17 protein-coding genes are annotated in these 21327 nt (G+C 61.1%); 13 read left to right on the top strand and 4 right to left on the bottom strand.

Features of this window, described 5'->3' with window-relative positions:
* Positions 1–238: 238 nt before the first annotated feature.
* Complete coding sequence (locus AB4O23_RS21165) at positions 239–1129, bottom strand: bestrophin family protein (protein WP_017528377.1); 891 nt, start codon at positions 1127–1129, stop codon at positions 239–241.
* Between the two features lie 262 nt (positions 1130–1391).
* Here AB4O23_RS21165 and AB4O23_RS21160 point away from each other — a divergent pair, with 262 nt between their 5' ends.
* From AB4O23_RS21160 to AB4O23_RS21145, 4 genes are all read left to right on the top strand, one after another.
* Positions 1392–2228: a hypothetical protein gene (locus AB4O23_RS21160; RefSeq protein WP_065877883.1), complete on the top strand. Its 837-nt coding sequence runs from the start codon at positions 1392–1394 to the stop codon at positions 2226–2228.
* A 24-nt stretch (positions 2229–2252) separates the two neighbouring features.
* Positions 2253–3296, top strand: coding sequence for a GGDEF domain-containing protein (locus AB4O23_RS21155; RefSeq protein ID WP_026067297.1), 1044 nt, complete (start codon positions 2253–2255; stop codon positions 3294–3296).
* Between the two features lie 104 nt (positions 3297–3400).
* Positions 3401–5536 carry a TonB-dependent siderophore receptor gene (locus AB4O23_RS21150; protein WP_460060446.1) on the top strand — a complete coding sequence of 712 codons (2136 nt, stop codon included), beginning with the start codon at positions 3401–3403 and terminating at the stop codon, positions 5534–5536.
* A gap of 146 nt (positions 5537–5682) precedes the next feature.
* The gene (locus tag AB4O23_RS21145) at positions 5683–7104 is read left to right on the top strand and encodes a hypothetical protein (RefSeq protein WP_065877887.1); all 1422 of its coding nucleotides are present in this window, start codon (positions 5683–5685) and stop codon (positions 7102–7104) included.
* A gap of 102 nt (positions 7105–7206) precedes the next feature.
* Here AB4O23_RS21145 and AB4O23_RS21140 read toward each other — a convergent pair whose 3' ends face one another.
* Together AB4O23_RS21140 and AB4O23_RS21135 are read right to left on the bottom strand one after the other, a co-directional pair.
* Positions 7207–7929 carry a FadR/GntR family transcriptional regulator gene (locus AB4O23_RS21140; protein ID WP_017528382.1) on the bottom strand — a complete coding sequence of 241 codons (723 nt, stop codon included), beginning with the start codon at positions 7927–7929 and terminating at the stop codon, positions 7207–7209.
* Positions 7930–7977: 48 nt separating this feature from the next.
* Complete coding sequence (locus tag AB4O23_RS21135) at positions 7978–9714, bottom strand: IlvD/Edd family dehydratase (protein WP_065877889.1); 1737 nt, start codon at positions 9712–9714, stop codon at positions 7978–7980.
* A 192-nt stretch (positions 9715–9906) separates the two neighbouring features.
* Between AB4O23_RS21135 and AB4O23_RS21130 the strand changes: the two genes are divergently transcribed.
* Genes AB4O23_RS21130 through araH form a run of 7 tightly spaced genes read left to right on the top strand, consistent with a single transcriptional unit; the run spans position 9907 to position 18212 of the window.
* Positions 9907–11229, top strand: coding sequence for an MFS transporter (locus AB4O23_RS21130; RefSeq protein WP_017528384.1), 1323 nt, complete (start codon positions 9907–9909; stop codon positions 11227–11229).
* A 16-nt stretch (positions 11230–11245) separates the two neighbouring features.
* Positions 11246–12238, top strand: a complete 993-nt coding sequence (araD1, locus tag AB4O23_RS21125; protein ID WP_460060441.1) for an AraD1 family protein — start codon at positions 11246–11248, stop codon at positions 12236–12238.
* An 11-nt stretch (positions 12239–12249) separates the two neighbouring features.
* Positions 12250–13830 carry an aldehyde dehydrogenase (NADP(+)) gene (locus AB4O23_RS21120; protein WP_065877894.1) on the top strand — a complete coding sequence of 527 codons (1581 nt, stop codon included), beginning with the start codon at positions 12250–12252 and terminating at the stop codon, positions 13828–13830.
* A gap of 16 nt (positions 13831–13846) precedes the next feature.
* Positions 13847–14710 carry an SMP-30/gluconolactonase/LRE family protein gene (locus AB4O23_RS21115; RefSeq protein WP_065877896.1) on the top strand — a complete coding sequence of 288 codons (864 nt, stop codon included), beginning with the start codon at positions 13847–13849 and terminating at the stop codon, positions 14708–14710.
* 38 nt (positions 14711–14748) lie between these two features.
* A complete protein-coding gene (locus AB4O23_RS21110; protein WP_460060439.1) occupies positions 14749–15735 on the top strand; it encodes a substrate-binding domain-containing protein in 987 nt (328 codons plus the stop codon).
* Entirely contained in the window at positions 15732–17234 is a 1503-nt protein-coding gene (araG, locus tag AB4O23_RS21105; protein ID WP_460089673.1) for an L-arabinose ABC transporter ATP-binding protein AraG, read from the top strand. The genes AB4O23_RS21110 and araG overlap by 4 nt, the downstream gene beginning before the upstream one ends.
* A gap of 9 nt (positions 17235–17243) precedes the next feature.
* Complete coding sequence (gene araH / locus AB4O23_RS21100; protein ID WP_017530734.1) at positions 17244–18212, top strand: L-arabinose ABC transporter permease AraH; 969 nt, start codon at positions 17244–17246, stop codon at positions 18210–18212.
* Between the two features lie 54 nt (positions 18213–18266).
* Here the strand turns inward: araH and AB4O23_RS21095 are convergent, their stop codons facing one another.
* Positions 18267–19415, bottom strand: coding sequence for an aldose epimerase family protein (locus AB4O23_RS21095; protein ID WP_065878515.1), 1149 nt, complete (start codon positions 19413–19415; stop codon positions 18267–18269).
* A 136-nt stretch (positions 19416–19551) separates the two neighbouring features.
* On the opposite strand from AB4O23_RS21095, the gene AB4O23_RS21090 reads away from it, so the two are divergent.
* The gene (locus AB4O23_RS21090) at positions 19552–20319 is read left to right on the top strand and encodes an SDR family NAD(P)-dependent oxidoreductase (RefSeq protein WP_068932207.1); all 768 of its coding nucleotides are present in this window, start codon (positions 19552–19554) and stop codon (positions 20317–20319) included.
* A gap of 120 nt (positions 20320–20439) precedes the next feature.
* Positions 20440–21273, top strand: coding sequence for a glutathione-dependent disulfide-bond oxidoreductase (yghU, locus tag AB4O23_RS21085; RefSeq protein ID WP_017530197.1), 834 nt, complete (start codon positions 20440–20442; stop codon positions 21271–21273).
* Positions 21274–21327 lie beyond the last annotated feature (54 nt).

The following is a 21327-nucleotide window of genomic DNA, read 5'->3' as shown; positions in this document are numbered from 1 at the left end:
CTCGCGCAGATTCAGCACTACCAACACGGCCACGAGTATGACCGGAAGGCACGCGATTGCCGCGAACGCCCAGGTCAACTTCTGCTTGATATTCATGACTTCACCTGCGGGTATTTGTAGTTTTGGCAAGGAGAAACGCTAGTGCTGAACGCCGCATGTGTTGTTATGAGGGGATATGGCCATGCGTACCCTTGGTTTATCGACCGGTAGGGCACGCACTTTAGGGCGCGAGGTGTGATCAGCCGATTTGGTCGTCGGCCAGGGCGTCGCGGCGCATCGATTGCAGGTTCTTTTCGATGGTTTCGCAGATGGCTTCCATCTGGATCTGGTGTTCGCTGGAGCGAAACGGGCTTTGCAGATCGGTGCCGATGCGTTCGATGGCCAACAGCATGAAGCCCACCACCGTCGACGCCAACGGCGTGAACCAGCCCAGGGACTCCACCAGGCCCACCGGTACGATCAGGCAGAACAACGAAATAAACAGCCGTGGAAAATACACGTAAGGGTAGGGCAGGGGCGTGTTGGCGATACGCTCCATGCCGCCTTGGGCGTTGGACAGGTCCACCAGCGTCGACTCCAACCGCGCCAGGCGAATGCTGTCCAGGTGCCCGGCCTTGTATTCGCGAGCCAACAACGCCGCCGAACCGGTGAGGATATCGTTGGCAAAATTATTGGTAGCGCCGTTGCGCGCGAATTCGTCGGTGGGGATGAACGCGCGTACTTCATCCGGGCACGGCTCGCCCTTGAGGTGTGCGGCCAGGCAGTTCACATAGGCCACATGGCGGCGCAGCAGGGTGGATTTGGTCGGGTTCACGTCGCTGCCGGGGTCGTCCAGCAGGGTCAGTACCTGGCGCGCAAAGCTACGTGAGTTGTTGACCATCGCGCCCCACAAGGTCCGCGCCTCCCACCAGCGGTTGTAGGCACTGCTGTTGCGAAAACTGATCAACACAATGAGCGCCGAACCCAGCAAGGTGAGCGGCATCAGCGGCAAGTTGACCTTGGCGTTGAGAAACAGCATGAAATCCACCGTGACGGCGATATCCCACAGCAGCAGCCAGAACAGCGACCAGCCTACGTAACCCATGGTCTTGATGATCAAACGGTATTTTTTGATGATGGCGGCTTTCAAACGACAACCTCGCGGTGAACGGTAAGCAAACAGTGCCTTAGCTCGGACGCCGGGCTGGGGGGAAGGTTCGAAGGCTCACTGAAACGGTTAAGCCACTCGGGCATTTTCGGAACAATTTTGGTAGCGACGCTGTCCGTTGGCGTAATTACGATAGATTGCGCTCAAGGCAAAAAGCCATTACCGGTACTGCAATTGAGATCAGTGAATCCAAGTTGTTTGATCAGGGCTCTTTCTCATGTGTGGCAGTTCGTTGAAGTTGGCAATGGAGCATTCGGCGCAAGCGTTTGAGCGTCATGAAAAGTTTGAAGCGTGCGTGCGCAATCATTACATAATGTTGCTGGAGCCCTATTCAAAGAGACCGTTTTTTTACAAGACCGCGTTAAAGTTCAGCCGTTTGATGGTGTCCTTTACGCTGTTGAGCACTTATTTCTCCAAGCCCGTGCCGTTACTCTCCGAGGTCAAAGAGTTTTGCATGACGCGCGGGTTCTGTTCGGGAAACAGTTTGGAGTCGATCTTCCTGTTGTTCCGGGCGCTGGGGTTCATGAAGGTCACGGGCCATTCCGATGACAGCCGCTTGCGGGTATTCAGGCCTTCGTCCCAGGCCTGCCGGGAGATCAGGCTGATGCTCGCGTCCGTGGTGGAGCCACTGGGCGTGATGTGCCCCGAAAAGTCCGTTGTCGCGCAAATGGCGGGGTTGGATGACCGCACTTACCTGGCACGTTATTTCAAAGGTTTTTCGGTTCTGCTGACGCACAACGCGACCATCGATCTGTTACTGCCTGACTGTTATTGGCTGGTAAAGCGCGATGCCGGGCACATGTTGATGTTGGCGATTTATAACGATGCCTGTGCGCCGGATAACCAGGGTGCAAGTTTCAGGTCGTCTTCCTATCTTGCAATCGCAGAGCAGTTATCGGTGTCCAAAACCCATGTTATTCGTTTGGTACAAGAGGGCGCGGACCGGGGATATTTCAAGATTCATTCAAAGACCCAACTTGAAGTGCTGCCGCCGTTTATTTATTTGGTCAGACGCTTTATGGCGTATTCGTTTGCGACGTGCTTACACAGCCTTCAGTTGAGCCAGGCCGATAGTACATAGGCAACTAATACAGGGAAGGAAATCATGCCGGCTATTTTGAAGCTCAGGCCGCGAATGCAGCGCTTGTTATCGCCTGCAGTCACCCAGGCCGAATTGCTCGGAATCATCGCTTGGTTGGGGGTGTTGCTGGCGAGCCCGGTGATATGGGGGCTGGACCTGATGGCGATCACGCTGGGCTTGCTGATCGTGTTTGGCTGCCATCGCGTGGCGGTCAATTATCGGGTGTGGCGCCTATTGGGCGTGGTCTACGCGGTGCTGCTCTGCGCCGGCTTCGCCTACGTGATCAGCGCCAACGTTGAACTGCAGGTGTTTGCCTTACCGCTCGCGGTGACAGTGGTCATCAGCAGCGCCATCCTCTTTATCGCCGTCGCGGATTTTCTGCTTTGCGCGGCATTGGTGTGGGCCGTGCTGTGGCCCACCATCACGGCGGGTTTTTATCCGGGTGCGCAGACCTATCTGTTCATTTTCTGCTTATCGTCGGTGTCGATTGGTTTCATCCTGAGCTTCTCCTACTTGAAAAACCTGCGCTCAGTGTTGTTGGTGGAAAGTGAGTTTCGTGAATTGGCCCAGACTGATTACTTGACCTCCATCCTCAACCGGCGCGCTTTCATGGAGAGCTTCGCCAAGTTGATCGCCGCCAATGAAGGCGGCTGGTTCATGATGTTGGATATCGACAGTTTCAAATTGAAAAACGATCAGTTCGGCCACGATGTTGGCGACAGGATTCTCTGCGCCATGGCCGCCAGCCTCAAAAACACCCCAGGCAGCCACAGTTTCGGCAGGATCGGCGGCGAAGAGTTCGGTGTGTTGGTGCTGGGGGATGACCCTTGGGCTGCCGGCGATTTCGCACTGCGCCTGTTGCAGGCGATTCGCAGCAGCGTCGCGCCGCCCCATCATTACACTTGCAGTGCAGGCATGACGCGTTTCTCGGCGGGTGCCGACATGTCGGCGGTCCTCAAGTGTGCCGACCGCAACCTGTACACCGCCAAGGGTAATGGCAAGGATTGTGTGTACCTGGATGGCGCGCGGGTGCGGGAGAACGTAACAAAGCGGATACCCAAAAAATAACGAATGAGAATAGATATCAAACAAGAATGCGTTGATATACCATGCGCCGCGAATTCTTGGCAGGTTTGCCGCCCCATCTGGCTCATTCACTAGGTGCAACATCCATGCGTCGTACCCTGATTTCCATCTGCGTGCTTCAGGCGTTTTCGCCTTTTACCTGGGCAGAGGTTTCGCCCACCGAAAAAGCCAGCCTCGAACTGCAAGCGACCAACGTGACCGGCGCCGCGGACTACGAGACGGCGCAGGGGCCGGTCAAGGGCTACCACGCCACGCGTTCAGCGAGTGCGACGCGCACCGATACCTCGATTCATGAAACCCCGCAGTCGATCAGCGTGGTGTCCAAGGACGTGGTCGAGGACATCGGTGCGACCCGTCTGCAAGACGCCCTGGATTACGCTGGCGGTGTGGGCCGGGCCAACAACTTTGGCGGGCAGGGGCTTACCAGTTTCACCGTGCGTGGCTTTACCACAGCCGAGTTTTATCGCAATGGGTTCCCCGTAAACCGCGGCTATCCGGCCACGCCCGACGCCAATACCATCGAACGCCTTGAAGTGCTGCGCGGCCCGGCGACCATGCTGTACGGCCGTGGCGATCCCGGCGGCACCTTCAATGTGGTGTCCAAGCAGCCGCTGGCCGAACGCACTGTGACCCTTGGCAGCCAATTGAATGACCAGGGCATGAAGCGCGGCACCCTGGATGCCTCCGGCCCGCTGGACGAAGAAGGCCGCCTGGCCTATCGCCTCAACGTGGTGGGCGAGGGCGGCGACACCTTCCGTGATCACGTCGAGACCGAACGCTACGGCGTAGCCCCGGTGATCACTTGGCAGGTCACCGATGCGACCAAGGTGATCTTCGAGGGTGATTTCATACGCAACAATCACCCGCTGGACCGTGGTTTGACGCGTTTCGCGAACCAGCGCAGTACCCCGTCGCGGGACACGTTCTGGGGCGAAAAATACGCCGGTGATCTGCACAACGATAACAATGTGGCGCAGTTGCGCTTTGAGCACGTGCTCAACGACAACTGGACCCTGGGCGGTGGCTTCCAATGGTTGGACGGCACCATGAAAGGCAATGGCGTAGAGGCTAACAACGCCAATAGCCTGGGCGCCGATGGGCGTACCCTTCAGCGCAACTTCAACTATCGCAAGTTGGAGTGGACCGACAAGGACTACCAACTCAATCTGACGGGGCACTTCTCCACCGGTGGGCTGGAGCACACGCTGCTCACTGGCGTCGAATACGAAGACTACGACTACAAGTCAATCATCCAGCGCTCCAGCCTTGCAGCCGGAACTTTTCCGATCGATATCTTCGACCCGGTCTATGGTCAGCCACGCCCGGCACTGACCCGTACGCCGACCCACGATAAGGAAAACCTCAAGACCTACGCGGCCTTCGTGCAGGACCAGGTGGCCCTGACTGAACGCTTGAAAGTCCTGGCTGGCGCGCGTTTTGAACGGTTTGAGCATGACTACGAAAGTTATGTGCCCGGCGTGAACCCTTTTCAGACCGCAGAAAACGCCGTCACCCCACGCGTGGGGGTGATCTATGACCTCACCGATACCGTGGCGGTCTATGCCGATGCCGCACGCTCGTTCAAGCCCAACATTGGTGCTGCGCGCGAAGGCGGTGGCTTCGAGCCGGAAAAGGGCAAATCCTACGAGATGGGCATCAAGTGGGAAGCTCTGGATCGCCAACTGAGCGTCGACGCGGCGATCTATCAGATTGAAAAGAAAAACGTTCAAGGTGTTGACCCGCTCAACTCTGCTTTCAACGTTGCGACGGGCCAGGTACGCAGCCGCGGTTTCGACCTGAACGTGGCCGGTAACCTCACACCTGAGTGGCGGGTTATCGGCGGCTATGCCTATGTGGATGCCGCCGTCACCAAGGACACGACGGTCCGTACTGGCACGCGTCTGGCCAACATCCCGCGCAATAGCTTCAGCCTGCTCAACGTGTATGAATTTCAAGACGGTGCACTCAAAGGCCTGGGCCTTGGTGCAGGTGGTAAATATGTGGCTGACCGAGCCGGGCAGACCACCAACTCTACGTTCACGATGGATGCTTATACGGTCATCGACCTGCTCGGTTACTACAAGGTCAACGAAAACGTCAGACTCAACCTCGACGTTAAGAACCTATTCAATCGTGAGTATGACGAAGGCTCCTTCTTGAACTTCTACGCCTATCCCGGCGCGCCGCGCACGGTGCAGGTGGGTATCTCCTACTCCCTGTAATTCTGCCTGGTGGCGTGCATCATCCGCGGGTGTTTGCACGCCACCTCACAGTCTCGGCAGAAAACCCCGCGTTCCCTCAAATAAGCGTTTACCGCTTGCCCGATAGATGAGAAAACCGTGCCCATTTTCCCGGAGATGGACATCCCATGCCTCGTTCAATCCTTATCCCCCGCCTGGTCGTCGCGCTGCTGGTCGGCGCTGCGCTGTGGTACATGTGGATTATCACCGGCCCCAAGCTGGAAATTGGCGGCGCCAGCCCGGATCAGCAGGCGGTGGGGGGCTTGCAGGGCCTGACGCCACGTGATTTTGGCGAGTCGGGAACCGGCGTGGTGGTGACGGCTCAAGGCACATGGTTGGTGGGGCTGGTAGACGACGAATATCACACCTTCGAACCGTCCGCCGGGCCGGTAAACCTGACCGAGCAGCTCTACGGCAAGGCGCCGAAGGCGCCGCAAGAGCAAAACACCTATTTCGGCTATTTCTCGCGCAGCAAGCCCCAGACCACCATCGTGTCGCGGCTGGAGGCTGACGGCCAGTTCAAGCAAGTGGCCCAGCTCAGCGGCGCCGCATCCCTGGTGGCCAGTGCCGATGGCGCGCGCGTGTTGCTGCTCACCGACCTCAAGCGGCCCAACGGGGCCGATGGCCAGGTGGTGTTCACCAGTGATGACCAAGGCAAGACCTGGACCTTGTTGGCCGGCGAACTATTCCCCGCGATAGGGGGCGCGCTGATGCTGCTCGATCCGTACTTTTACAGCAAGGACGAGGTCTGGGCCTGGAGCTTCCCCGATGAGATGGAGGATGAATCCAACCGTGTATCGACCGGGGTGTATTACTCCGCCGATGGCGGCCTGCACAGTACGTTGATCGCGACGCCACATCCGCTGGTGGTAGGGCGTGAATACGTGAGCCGCAAACGCCCGGATATCAAGCAGTGGCACGACTCGAACGATCAGGTGACCCACGTGCTGCAACTGGATGCCCGACGCGCCTACATCTGGGTGTCCCAGCGCTTCTGGGGCGTCGCCCCCGATGACAAGGGTGGCAATGTGAGCGTCAGCGTCACCACGCGCGTGGAACTGACGCGCGTGGACGGGCAATGGCAGACGGGCACTGCCCAGCGTGAAGACGACCTGTACATCACCGACCTTGCCAACAATGGCGCGGGGCGTGTGCTTGGCCTGATCGACCATGGCCCGGATGGGCAGGCCGTGGTCGCTGAAATGAACACCACCACCCTGGCCTGGCAACCTTTGGGCGAGGTGCCCAATGTGTTCTCGCCATTGGCCGCCAGCACCGTGGCCCAAAAACTGTGGGTGGGGCGCAACAGCCTGATGATCAGCACCTACAGCCAACATCAACCCCCGCGCTGGCTGTACTGGTGGGGCAAGGCGAGCATCTCGTCGGGGGCGGTGTTCTATTCCACGAACTGGGGCCAGTCGTGGAGACGTCTGGCGCTGGACGGTGCTGAACACGGCATCCGCGGCTTCGACGGCGCCAGCGACCGCGTGTTCTGGGCCAGGCAAAGTCACCTTTACGACGTCGGCATTCACGCCTACGGCTTGCGTTAAAGCGCTTGCGGGACGTGTGGGCAGGCCCACGCTCTCAAGATAGGTGAAACTCCAAATGTGGGAGGGAGCAAGCCTCCTCCCACATTTGGCTCTCCAGTGGCTTTAAAGCGGCGTCAACACATTCATCACCGTATCCAGCGCCACTCGCGTGTCATCCAACTGCACCAGCGAGGCATGCCGCGCGCCCAGTGCGTCGCGGTTTTGGATCGCGGTGAGGATCGCCTTGTGCCGGGGCAGGCTCAAGCCCTGAATGTCCGGGCGCCGGTTGGTGATGTTGATCGATTCGCGCAGCGGCAACGACAGCATGTTGCACATGTACGCGAGCAGATCGTTGCGCGTGGCGTCGGCGATAGCGCGGTGGAAGTCCAGGTCGGCCTGTAGCAGGTCTTCGTGGGTCTTCGCGGTTTCCATGCCGCAGTAGGCCTTCTCGATAATGGCGATGTCTTCATCGGTGGCCGTGGTCGCGGCCATGGCGGCGATTTCCGGTTCGAGGATGCGCCGCACACCCGCCAGGGTATTGAAGAACTCGCTATGGGGCGTGGACTGCATCAGCCAGGACAGCACGTCCGGGTCGAGCAGGTGCCACTTCAAGCGCGGCCGCACCACCGCGCCCACCCTGGGCTTGGAATACACCAGGCCCTTGGCGCTGAGCACTCGCGTGGCTTCGCGCAGCACCGAGCGGCTGACCTTGTACTCCTCGCAGAGCGTGGCCTCCATGGGCAGCCTTTCTTCGGGCTTGAAGCGACCGGAAACGATGTGCATGCCCAAGTCCTGAACGATCTGGGCATGCATGCTCTTGCGCGGCTTGGGCGGCTGGTGATCCATAACGGGCGGGATGCTCTGGCTTAAATTCGCGGCATCATAGCATCCCAATTAGTGGGAATGACGCGGGACTTCAGCCCCACGGCACCCTACCAGGAAGTCAAAGTCGCAGCCCTGGTCGGCCTGCAGCACATGGTCGATGTACAGCTGGCGGTAGCCGCCGACGATCAGGTTCTGCGGTGGCGCCAGGTCAGCCATGCGCGCCGCCAGCTCTGCGTCGGGGATGTCCAGGTGCAAGCGGCCATTGGCGCAGTCCAGCTCGATCCAGTCGCCTTCCTTGACCGTGGCCAACGGCCCGCCCGCGGCGGCTTCCGGTGCCACGTGCAACACCACGGTGCCGTATGCCGTGCCGCTCATGCGTGCATCGGAGATGCGCACCATATCGGTCACGCCCTGGGCCAGCAGCTTGGCCGGCAGGCCCATGTTGCCGACTTCAGCCATGCCCGGGTAACCCTTGGGCCCGCAGTTTTTCATGACCAGGATCGAGTTGGCGTCCACGTCCAGCTCCGGGTCGTTGATGCGTGCCTTGTACATGTCGAAGTTCTCGAACACCACCGCGCGGCCACGATGCTGCATCAGCTCAGGGCTGGCCGCCGACGGCTTGAGCACTGCACCCAGTGGGGCCAGGTTGCCGCGCAGCACACAAATGCCGCCGTCGGCGCGAATCGGGTTGTCGAGGGTGCGGATCACTTCGTCCTGGCCGTAGATCGGCGAGTCCTTGGTGTTCTCGCCCAGGGTCTTGCCGTTGACGGTCAAGGCGTTCGGGTGCGGGATCAGGTTGGCTTCGCCGAGGCGGCGCAGCACGGCGGGCAGGCCGCCGGCGTAGTAGAACTCTTCCATCAGGAAACGCCCCGACGGCTGCAGGTCGACGATGGTGGGCATGCCGCGGCCGATGCGGGTCCAATCGTCCAGGTCCAATTCCACGCCGATGCGCCCGGCGATGGCTTTCAAATGGATCACCGCGTTGGTCGAACCGCCGATGGCGGCGTTCACGCGAATCGCGTTTTCAAACGCTTCTTTAGTCAGGATCTTCGACAGCTTCAAGTCTTCGCGCACCATCTCCACCGCGCGCATGCCGGACATGTGCGCCAACACATAACGCCGCGCATCCACCGCCGGGATCGCCGCGTTGTGCGGCAACGAGGTGCCGAGCGCCTCGGCCATGCAGGCCATGGTCGACGCGGTGCCCATGGTGTTGCAGGTGCCCGCCGAGCGCGACATGCCGCCCTCTGCCGCAAGGAAATCATCCAGGGTAATGGTGCCGGCCTTCACTTGTTCGCTGAGCTGCCACACCACGGTGCCCGAGCCGATGTCCTGGCCCTTGTGCTTGCCATTGAGCATCGGCCCGCCGGTGACCACAATCGCCGGCACGTCGCAACTGGCGGCGCCCATCAGCAGGGCCGGGGTGGTTTTGTCGCAGCCGGTCAGCAGTACGACGCCATCGATCGGGTTGCCGCGAATGGCCTCTTCCACATCCATGCTCGCCAGGTTACGCGTCAGCATGGCGGTGGGGCGCAGGTTGGATTCGCCGTTGGAGAACACCGGGAATTCCACCGGAAAACCGCCGGCCTCGATCACGCCGCGTTTGACGTGCTCGGCAATCTGGCGGAAATGCGCGTTGCACGGGGTCAGCTCCGACCACGTGTTGCAGATGCCGATGATCGGCTTGCCATGGAACTGGTGATCGGCAATGCCCTGGTTCTTCATCCAGCTGCGGTACATGAAGCCGTTCTTGTCGGCGGTACCAAACCACTGGGCAGAGCGTAGGCCGGGCTTTTTATCAGACATGATCGATTCTCTTATTGTATGACTATATGTTCTCTCTGCGGCTAAACATAAGCGCAAAATCTTCCATTTGGAAGTGTTGTTTTGCAAATAGTCCTACTATATAGTCAGTCTCAACTGAGGTATGACCCTGGCGGATTTTTCCGCGAGAGGCATCCCCGATACCTATAAGAACAACAATCGGAGATCGACCCCATGAGCGAGGAATTGCGGCTTATCCGGCGCATCACGCTGAAACTGATTCCCTTCCTGATCCTGCTGTACTTGATTGCCTACGTGGACCGTTCCGCCGTGGGCTTCGCCAAGTTGCACATGGGTGCCGACGTCGGCATCGGGGACGCGGCCTACGGCCTGGGCGCGGGGTTGTTCTTCATTGGTTATTTCCTGTTCGAGATCCCCAGCAACCTGATGCTCGACCGCTTCGGCGCGCGGCGCTGGTTCGCGCGCATCATGATCACCTGGGGCGCCATTACCATCGGCATGGCCTTTGTGCAGGGGCCGCACAGCTTCTATGTGATGCGCTTTTTGCTCGGCGCGGCTGAAGCCGGGTTCTTTCCGGGCGTGCTCTACTACATCACCCAATGGTTCCCGGTGCGCCATCGCGGCAAAATCCTGGGGCTGTTTATTCTCTCCCAGCCGATCGCGATGATGATCACCGGCCCCGTCTCGGGCGGCCTGCTGGGCATGGACGGCATCTTCGGCCTGCACGGCTGGCAGTGGCTGTTCATCGTGATCGGTACGCCGGCGATCCTGCTGACCTGGCCGGTGCTGCGTTACCTGCCGGACGGCCCGAAACAAGTCAAGTGGATGAACGACGCCGAAAAGGCCTGGTTGACTGGTGAGCTGAACAAAGACCTGCAAGCCTACGGCCAGACCCGCCACGGCAACCCGTTGCATGCGCTCAAAGACAAGCGCGTGCTGTTGCTGGCGCTGTTTTACCTGCCGGTGACCCTGAGCATCTACGGCCTGGGCCTGTGGTTGCCGACCCTGATCAAGCAGTTCGGCGGCAGCGACCTCACCACCGGTTTCATCTCCGCCGTGCCGTACATCTTCGGCATCATTGGCCTGCTGATCATCCCGCGCAGTTCCGACCGTTTGAACGACCGCTACGGCCACCTCGCCGTGCTCTATGTGCTGGGCGCCATCGGGCTGTTCTGCAGCGCCTGGCTGAGCGCGCCGGTGCTGCAAATGGCGGCGCTGTGCCTGGCGGCGTTCGCGCTGTTTTCCTGCACGGCGGTGTTCTGGACCTTGCCGGGGCGTTTTTTCGCCGGCGCCAGTGCGGCGGCGGGCATTGCGTTGATCAACTCGGTGGGCAACCTCGGCGGTTATATCGGTCCGTTCGTGATCGGCGCGCTCAAGGAATACACCGGCAATCTGGCCTCGGGCCTGTACTTTCTGTCGACGGTGATGGTGTTCGGGCTGGTGCTGACCGGCGTGGTCTATCGCGTGCTTGAGCGCAAGCATGTACTGCCGGCCGACCAATTCGCCGCCAGCGCCCGTGGCGCCACACGTACTTAATTTTTGGAGAACCTTCATGCGTTTAGTGCAGTTCGAACTCAATAATGGCCAGTGTCGTGTCGGCGTCGTAGACGGCAGCCAATTGCGCGAAGTGCTGGGTGCGCAAAGCGTGCGTGAACTGGCGCTGGCCGCCATCGAAGCGGGCATCAAGCTGCAACAGCAGGTCGAAAGCCTCGGGTTGGGCGCCAGCCATGACTACGCAGCCTTGCTGGCCGAGCAGAAAATTCTGCCGCCGCTGGACCATCCGGACCCCGCTCATATGCTGATCAGCGGCACCGGCCTCACCCATCTGGGCAGTGCCTCGGCGCGGGACAAGATGCACCAGCAGGCCGGCGACGACAGCGCCATGACCGACACCATGCGCATCTTCAAATGGGGCGTGGAGGGTGGCAAACCCGCCGCCGGCCAGGCCGGTGTGCAACCGGAGTGGTTCTACAAGGGCGACGGCAGCATCGTCGTGCGTCCCGGCCAGGCGTTCCCGGTGCCGCCATTTGCCGAAGACGCCGGTGAAGAGCCGGAGATCGGCGGCCTCTATGTGATCGGTCACGACGCCAAGCCCTATCGCCTGGGCTTTGCGGTGGGCAACGAGTTTTCCGACCACGTGATGGAGCGCAAGAACTACTTGTACCTGGCTCATTCCAAACTGCGCAGTTGCAGCTATGGTCCGGAACTGCGCGTGGGCGAACTGCCGTCGCACCTGGCCGGCACCAGCCGTATCCTGCGCAACGGCGAGGAAATCTGGCGGAACGAATTCCTCAGCGGCGAGGCCAATATGTGCCACAGCCTGGAAAATCTCGAATACCACCACTTCAAATACAGCCAGTTCCTCAAGCCGGGCGATGTGCACATCCACTTTTTCGGCACCGCCACGCTGTCATTTGCCGACGGTATACGTACCCAGCCGGGCGACGTGTTCGAGATCAGCCAGGCCGAGTTCGGCGCGCCGCTGGTCAACAGTGTCGGCAGCGTTGATGCGGCATTCGAACCCGGCAACGTCATCACCCTTTAAAGGAGACCACCATGACCCAGTTCCTCGGCCACAATTTCATCGGCGGCCAGCGCAGCGCCAACGGTAGCGTCAAGCTGCAAAGCGTCGATGCCACCACGGGCCAAGCCTTGCCCCAGGATTTCTACCAGGCCACCGCGCAGGAAGTCGACGCCGCCGCCCAGGCCGCCGCGCAGGCTTACCCGGCCTATCGCGCCCTGAGTGCCGCGCGCCGCGCGCAGTTCCTGGACGCCATCGCCGATGAGCTGGATGCGCTGAGCGACAATTTTGTCGAGCTGGTGTGCCGCGAGACCGCACTGCCGGCTGCGCGTATCAAAGGCGAGCGCGGGCGCACCAGCGGCCAGATGCGTTTGTTTGCCACGGTGCTGCGTCGCGGTGATTTCTACGGTGCGCGTATCGACAGGGCGCTGCCGGATCGTCAGCCACTGCCGCGCCCGGACCTGCGCCAATACCGCATCGGCCTCGGCCCGGTCGCCGTGTTCGGGGCCAGCAACTTCCCCCTGGCGTTTTCCACCGCCGGCGGCGACACCGCCGCTGCGCTGGCGGCCGGTTGCCCGGTGGTGTTCAAGGCCCACAGCGGTCACATGGCCACGGCTGAGCAGGTCGCCAACGCGATCATTCGCGCAGCAGAAGCCACTGAGATGCCGGCCGGTGTGTTCAATATGATCTTCGGCGGCGGCGTCGGTGAGGCGCTGGTCAAGCACCCGGCGATCCAGGCAGTGGGCTTTACCGGTTCGCTCAAAGGCGGTCGTGCCCTGTGCGATATGGCGGCGGCACGCCCGCAGCCGATCCCGGTGTTTGCCGAGATGTCGAGCATCAACCCGGTGATCGTGTTGCCCCAGGCCCTGCACGCCCGCGCCGAAACCGTCGCCCGCGACCTGACCGCTTCGGTGGTGCAAGGCTGCGGCCAATTCTGCACCAACCCAGGCCTGGTGATCGGCATCGCCTCACCGGCATTCACCGCGTTCACCCAGCAGGTGGCGCAGCTGATTGGCGCGCAACCGGCGCAGACCATGCTCAACGCCGGCACCTTGAGCAGCTACGGCAAGGGCCTGGCAAAACTGCTGGCGCACCCTGGCATCCAGCACCTGGCGGGCAATGCCCAGTCCGGCAACCAGGCGCAGCCACAACTGTTCAAAGCCGATGCCAGTTTGCTGATCAACGGCGATGAGGCGCTGCAGGAAGAAGTGTTCGGCCCCACCACGGTGTTTGTCGAAGTGGCCGACCAGGCTCAACTGAGCGCCGCCTTGCACGGCCTGCACGGTCAGCTCACCGCGACGGTCATCGGCGAGCCGGCGGATTTTCAGCAGTTCGCCGAACTCACGCCGCTGCTGGAGCAGAAAGTCGGGCGCATCCTGCTCAACGGCTACCCGACCGGCGTGGAAGTGTGCGATTCGATGGTGCATGGCGGCCCGTACCCGGCGACGTCCGATGCCCGTGGCACCTCGGTCGGCACCTTGGCCATCGACCGGTTCCTGCGTCCGGTGTGCTTCCAGAATTACCCTGATAGCCTGCTGCCCGACGCGTTGAAAAACGCCAACCCGCTGCGTATCCAGCGCCTGGTGGACGGCACGCCATCGCGCGAGTCGCTGTAAGGAACCCGGAGGTTTCATGTTGTGGAATGCAGTCACTGCACACCGTGCACAGTTGGGCGAAGGGCCGTTCTGGGACGTGCCGACCCAGGCGCTGTATTGGGTCAATATCGCCGGTAAACAAGCGCTGCGCCTGATGGGCGGGCAATTGCGCATCTGGCAGTTGCCCGAGCATGTCTCGGCGTTTATCCCGTGTGAACGCGGCGATGCACTGGTGACCCTGAGCAGCGGCGTCTATCGGCTGGACCTGGCGACCGAAGCCTTGACCCTGCTCTGCGTGGCCGACCCGCAACCGGGCAACCGTGGCAATGAAGCACGCTGCGATGCCCAGGGGCGCCTGTGGCTGGGCACCATGCAGAACAACATTGGCGAGGAGGGTGAAGACCTGCCGATTACCCGGCGCTCCGGCGGCCTGTTCCGTATCGATGCCGATGCGCGGGTCACGCCGTTGCTGCAAGGCCTGGGCATTCCCAACACCTTGCTGTGGAACGAGGAGGGCAGCCAGGTGCACTTTGGTGACAGCCTGGACGGCACGCTCTATCAGTATTCGATCCACGCCGATGGCCAGCTCGCACCGCCACGGGTGTGGTTTGGGCCGCACGCGCGCGGCGGCCCGGATGGCTCGGCCATGGACGCCGAGGGCTTTATCTGGAACGCGCGCTGGGACGGCAGTTGCCTGCTGCGCCTGACGCCTGCGGGCGAGGTGGATCGCATCATCGAACTGCCGGTCAGCCGCCCCACCAGTTGCGTGTTCGGTGGGCCCGACCTCACCACCCTGTTTATCACCAGCGCGGCCAGTCCTTTGAATCACCCTTTGGACGGTGCCGTGCTGGCTATCGAAGTCGATGTACCTGGCAAGCCTTGCCATCGTTTTGCCGGTTAACCCCAACATTCAAAAAACAACAACAAGAGGTGTCGTTCATGAAAAAGGCTCTACGCGTCCTTGCTGCCGCCGTTGCTTTAAGCAGCCTCAGCAGCCTCGCATCCGCTGAAGAAGTGAAGATCGGTTTCCTGGTCAAGCAGGCCGAGGAGCCGTGGTTCCAGACCGAATGGGCCTTTGCCGAAAAAGCCGCTCAGGACAAGGGGTTCAAACTCATCAAAATCGCCGTGCCCGATGGCGAAAAAACCCTCTCGGCCATCGACAGCCTGGCCGCCAACGGCGCCAAGGGCTTCGTGATCTGCCCGCCGGACGTCTCCCTGGGCCCGGCCATCGTGGCCAAGGCCAAGCTCAACGACATGAAAGTGATCGCCGTGGATGACCGCTTCGTCGATGCCAAGGGCAATTTCATGGAAGACGTGCCGTACCTGGGCATGGCCGCCTTCGAAGTGGGCCAGAAGCAGGGCGCCGCGATGGCCGCCGAAGCGAAAAAACGCGGGTGGGACTGGAAGGAGACCTATGCCGTGGTCAACACCTTCAATGAACTCGACACTGGCAAGAAGCGCACCGACGGCTCGATCAAATCCCTGGAAGAGGCCGGCATTCTCAAGGACCACATCCTCACCGCCCCGCTGAAAACCCTCGACGTTCCCGGCAGCATGGACGCCACCAACTCGGCCCTGGTCAAACTGCCCCGTGGCGCGAAAAACCTGATCATCGGCGGCATGAACGACAACACCGTGCTCGGTGGCGTGCGCGCCACTGAAAGCGCCGGTTTTGCCGCCGCCAACGTGATCGGCATCGGTATCAACGGCACCGACGCCATCGGCGAACTGAAGAAAGCCAACAGCGGCTTCTTCGGCTCGATGCTGCCCAGCCCGCACATCGAAGGCTACAAAACCGCCGAGATGATGTACGAGTGGGTGACCAAAGGCACCGAGCCGCCTAAGTACACCGCCATGGACGAAGTGACCCTGATCACCCGCGAGAACTTCAAGGAAGAACTGACCAAAATCGGGCTGTGGAAATGACTGCTGCGGCCCTGCGGTTTGACGGTATCGGCAAAACCTTTCCCGGGGTCAAGGCGCTCGACGGCATCTGTTTCACCGCCCACCCGGGGCAGGTACATGCCTTGATGGGCGAAAACGGCGCCGGCAAGTCGACGCTGCTGAAGATATTGGGCGGTGCCTATATCCCCAGCAGCGGCACGCTGCAGATCGGCGAGCAGACCATGGCCTTCAAATGCGCCGCCGACAGCATCGCCAGCGGCGTGGCGGTGATCCACCAGGAGTTGCACCTGGTGCCGGAAATGAGCGTGGCCGAGAACCTGTTCCTGGGGCATTTGCCGACGCGTTTGGGCGTGGTCAACCGCGGCCAGCTGCGCAAGCAGGCGCTGACCTGCCTCAAGGGCCTGGCCGATGAAATCGACCCGGACGAGAAGCTCGGGCGTTTGTCCCTCGGCCAGCGCCAGTTGGTGGAAATCGCCAAGGCGCTGTCCCGTGGCGCCCATGTGATTGCCTTCGATGAACCCACCAGCAGCCTCTCGGCGCGCGAGATCGACCGCTTGATGGCGATCATCACGCGCCTGCGCGACGAGGGCAAAGTGGTGCTGTATGTGTCGCACCGCATGGAGGAAGTCTTCCGCATCTGCAACGCGGTGACGGTGTTCAAGGACGGCCGCTACGTGCGCACCTTCGATGACATGAGCACGCTGACCCACGACCAGTTGGTGACCTGCATGGTCGGTCGCGACATTCAGGACATCTACGATTACCGCCCGCGCGAGCATGGCGAGGTAGCGCTCAAGGTCGACGGCTTGCTCGGTCCTGGCCTGCGTGAGCCGGTGAGTTTCGCGGTGCGCAAAGGCGAGATCCTTGGCCTGTTCGGGCTGGTGGGGGCAGGGCGCACCGAGCTGTTCCGCCTGCTCAGCGGCCTGGAACGCGCGAGTGCCGGCAGCCTGCAACTGTGCGGCGAAAAACTGCAGTTGCGCTCGCCCCGCGACGCCATTGCCGCCGGCGTATTGCTGTGCCCGGAAGACCGTAAAAAGGAAGGCATCATTCCGCTGTCGAGCGTGGCCGAGAACATCAACATCAGCGCGCGGGGCGCCCATTCCACCTTCGGCTGGCTGCTGCGCGACGGTTGGGAGAAGGGCAACGCCGAGCATCAAATCAAGGCCATGAAGGTCAAGACCCCGAACGCCGCGCAGAAAATCATGTACCTCTCCGGCGGCAACCAGCAGAAGGCCATTCTCGGCCGCTGGCTGTCGATGCCGATGAAAGTGCTGCTGCTCGACGAACCGACGCGGGGCATCGATATCGGCGCCAAGGCCGAGATCTACCAGATCATTCACAACCTCGCAGCCCAAGGCATCGCGGTGATCGTGGTGTCCAGCGACCTGATGGAAGTCATGGGCATTTCCGACCGCATCCTGGTGCTGTGCGAAGGCGCCATGCGCGGCGAACAACTGCGCGCGCACGCCACTGAATCCAACCTGCTGCAGCTGGCCTTGCCGCGCCGCGTGACGAACTGAGAGAAGACCATGACCACTCAAAACAACGCGTTGCCAACCGCACGCAAACCCCTGGATATGCGCGCGCTGCTCGACAACTGGGCGATGCTGCTGGCGGCGGTGGGCATTTTTGTGCTGTGCGCCTTGCTGATCGATAACTTCCTTTCGCCGCTGAACATGCGCGGGCTGGGCCTGGCGGTGTCCACCGTGGGCATCGCGGCGTGCACCATGCTGTTTTGCCTGGCATCGGGGCATTTCGACTTGTCGGTGGGCTCGGTGATCGCCTGCGCCGGCGTGGTCGCGGCCATTGTCATGCGCGATACCGACAGCGTCATGCTCGGCATCGGCGCGGCGCTGGGGATGGGCCTGATCGTCGGGTTGATCAACGGCATCGTCATTGCCAAGCTGCGGGTCAATGCGCTGATCACCACCCTGGCGACCATGCAGATCGTGCGCGGCCTGGCTTACATTTTTGCCGACGGCAAGGCAGTGGGCGTGTCCCAGGACCAGTTCTTCATCTTCGGCAACGGCCAGTTGTTCGGCGTGCCGGTGCCGATCCTGATCACCATCCTGTGCTTCCTGTTCTTCGGTTGGCTGCTCAACTACACGACCTACGGGCGCAACACCATGGCCATCGGCGGCAACCCGGAAGCAGCATTGCTGGCGGGGGTCAACGTTGATCGCACCAAGATCCTGATCTTTGCCGTGCACGGTCTGATCGGCGCGCTGGCCGGGGTGATCCTCGCGTCGCGCATGACCTCGGGCCAGCCGATGATCGGCCAGGGCTTCGAGCTGACGGTGATCTCGGCGTGCGTGCTGGGCGGTGTGTCGTTGAGCGGCGGGGTCGGCATGATCCGCCATGTGATTGCCGGGGTACTGATCCTGGCGATCATCGAGAACGCGATGAACCTGAAGAACATCGACACGTTCTATCAGTACGTGATCCGTGGTTCGATCCTGTTGCTGGCGGTGGTCATCGACCGTATGAAACAACGCTGATCAAAAGCCCTGTGAGGGGCAAAGGTGGGAGGGAGCAAGCCCCCTCCCACAGTTTTACTCGGCGCTGAACTTGAAGACGGTGTTCTGGGTGTAGGTCTGCCCTGGGTTCAAGCGAGTTGATGCAAAGCTGGGCTGGTTAGGCGCATCCGGATAGTGCTGGGTCTCCAGCGTAAACCCACTCCAGTGCAGGTAAGTCTTGCCTGCTTTGCCCTTCACCGAACCATCGAGGAAGTTGCTGGTATAGAACTGCACCCCCGGCTCACTGGTGTAGAGCTGCAAGCGCCGGCCAGACTCCGGGTCATGCACTTCGGCGGCCAGCTTTTTCACGTCGCCCTTGGTGTCCAGCGCCCAGTTGAAGTCAAACCCGCCTTGCTTCGGTTCGGCGAATTTGAGCTGCGGATGATCGTCCTTGATGTGCTGGCCGATCGGCGTGGGCTTGAGGAAATCCATCGGCGTGCCCTTGACGGGGGCGAGTTCGCCGGTAGGAATCAGCGTCGCATTGACCGGCGTGTAGTGGCTGGCATGCAAGGTGGCAACCTGTTTGAGGATGTCACCATTGCCCGCGCCGGCCAGGTTGAAGTAGCTGTGGTTGGTCAGGTTGAGCACCGTGGGTTTGTCGGTGGTGGCCTTGTAGTCGATGTGCAGTTCGTTCTTGTCGTTGAGGCTGTAGGTGACCTCGGTTTTCAGGTTGCCGGGGAAGCCCATCTCACCGTCCTTGGACAGGTAGGTGAGGGTGACCCCAACCGAGTCCTTGCCCTTGACCGGCTCGGCTTTCCATACATGCTTGTCGAAGCCCTGCGCGCCGCCATGCAATGCGTTGGGGCCGTCGTTGAGCGGCACCTGGAAGCGTTTGCCGTCGAGCTCAAAGGCGCCGCCAGCCAGGCGATTGCCGAAGCGCCCGATGGTCGCGCCGAAAAACGCCGTACCGGCCTGATAGCCCTGTACGTCGTCGAAGCCGAGTACCACATCGTCGACCTTGCCGTGTTTGTCCGGCACCTTCAGCGACTGCAGTACGCCGCCGTAGGTGATGACGGTGGCTTGCATGCCATGGCTGTTGCGCAAGATGTACTGTTCGACGGGCGTGCCGTCGTTGGTTTTACCGAAAGGCTTGTGCTCGCTGCTGAGCCCTGCCGCCTGGGCGCCGCCGCTGGCGATCAGCATGGACATGGCAAGGCCCGAGAGCAGGTATCGAGGGTGCTTCATGGTCGAACTTCCTTTTGTTGTTTTGAGTGGAATAGTTCTACTAATAGCGATATTTTGTCGGTGTGACAGCGAATTTATAGCCTTAAACGCCGATTTCGTAAAATAAAATAAGACTAATTGATCGAGGCACCGTTATATGAGTACTGCACAGGCTGTTTATCCCGACCTTGAAGGCAAGACCGTACTGATCTCCGGGGGCGCCTCGGGTATCGGTGAATTCATGGTGCGCGCCTTTGCCGCGCAAGGCGCCAAGGTGGCCTTTGTGGACCGCGCACAAAGCCAGGGCGAACGCCTGGCGGCGCTGTTGAGTTCACAGGGGCGTACGGTGGAATTCGTATGCTGCGACATCACCGACGAAATTGGCTTTCGGGCGGCAATCACGCGGTTTGAGCAGTCGCTGGGGCCGATCACGGTGTTGGTCAACAACGCGGCGAACGACGTGCGCCATACCTTGGAAGACGTTGACTCGCAGATGTTCGACCAGCTGATTGCGGTCAACCTCAAGCACGCATTTTTTGCCGCCAAGGCGGTGGTGCCCATGATGAAAGGCGCCGGCGGCGGCTCGATCATCAACCTGGGTTCGGTCGGCTGGATGATGGCCTCCGCCGGTTACCCGGTGTACGCCGCCAGCAAGGCCGCCGCGCACGGTATGACCCGCGGCCTGGCACGGGAGCTGGGGCCTCACCATATCCGCGTCAATACGCTGGTGCCCGGTTGGGTGATGACCGAAAAACAACTGGCCATGTGGGTAGATGATGCGGCCAAGGAGCTGATCGCCCGCAGCCAATGCATGCCCGGCAGTGTCATGCCGGAACATATCGCCAATATGGCGTTGTTTCTGGCCTCGGATGCCTCGGCGATGTGTTCGGCGCAGAATTTTATCGTCGACGGCGGCTGGGTGTAGCGCGCGACTTTCCAGACCCTGCAATCGAGTGTGGGAGCGGTGCTGATTCAGCGGGCTCCCGCACAGCGAGTCTTTGGTTTAGTCTGGAGCGCTTCGTTGATCGCCTCAGGAGCAGTGAGCATGACCGAGTACGTACCTCCCGCTGTCTGGACGTGGGACACCGAAAGCGGCGGCACCTTCGCCAGCATCAACCGGCCCATCGCCGGCGCCACCCACGACAAGGCGCTGCCGGTGGGCAAGCACCCGTTGCAACTTTATTCCCTGGCCACGCCCAATGGGCAGAAGGTCACCATCCTCCTCGAAGAACTGCTCGCCCTGGGCCACGTGGGCGCTGAATACGACGCCTGGCTGATCAAGATCGGCGACGGCGACCAGTTCGGCAGTGGCTTCGTGGCGGTCAACCCCAACTCGAAGATCCCCGCCTTGATGGATCACAGCGGCGCCACGCCGATTCGCGTGTTTGAGTCCGGCGCGATCCTGCAATACCTGGCCGAGAAATTCGGCGCGTTCTTTCCCAAGGAACCGGCCGCACGTGCGGAGTGTTTGTCGTGGCTGTTCTGGCAGATGGGTAGCGCGCCGTACCTGGGCGGTGGTTTCGGGCATTTCTACGCCTATGCGCCGAGCAAGATGGAGTACCCGATCAACCGTTTTGCCATGGAGACCAAGCGCCAGTTGGATGTGCTGGACAAGCGTCTGGCAGTCAGCGAATACATCGCCGGTGACGAATACACCATCGCCGACATCGCCATCTGGCCTTGGTACGGTGGCTTGGTCAAAGGCCGCTTGTATGGCGCGGCGGAATTTTTATCGGTGCATGAGTACACACATGTGCAGCGCTGGGCGGATGCGATTGACGCGCGACCGGCGGTGCAGCGGGGGCGCCGGGTTAACCGGGTGTCGGGCGAGCTTTCAGAGCAGTTGGCCGAGCGGCATGACGCGAGTGATCTGGACTGACTGAGATTCAAGTGTGGGAGGGGGCTTGCCCCCCCTCCCACATTTGGAGCGGTG

This window comes from Pseudomonas sp. H2_A10 (assembly GCF_054680085.1).
This window is presented reverse-complemented; position numbering and strand designations above follow the sequence as displayed.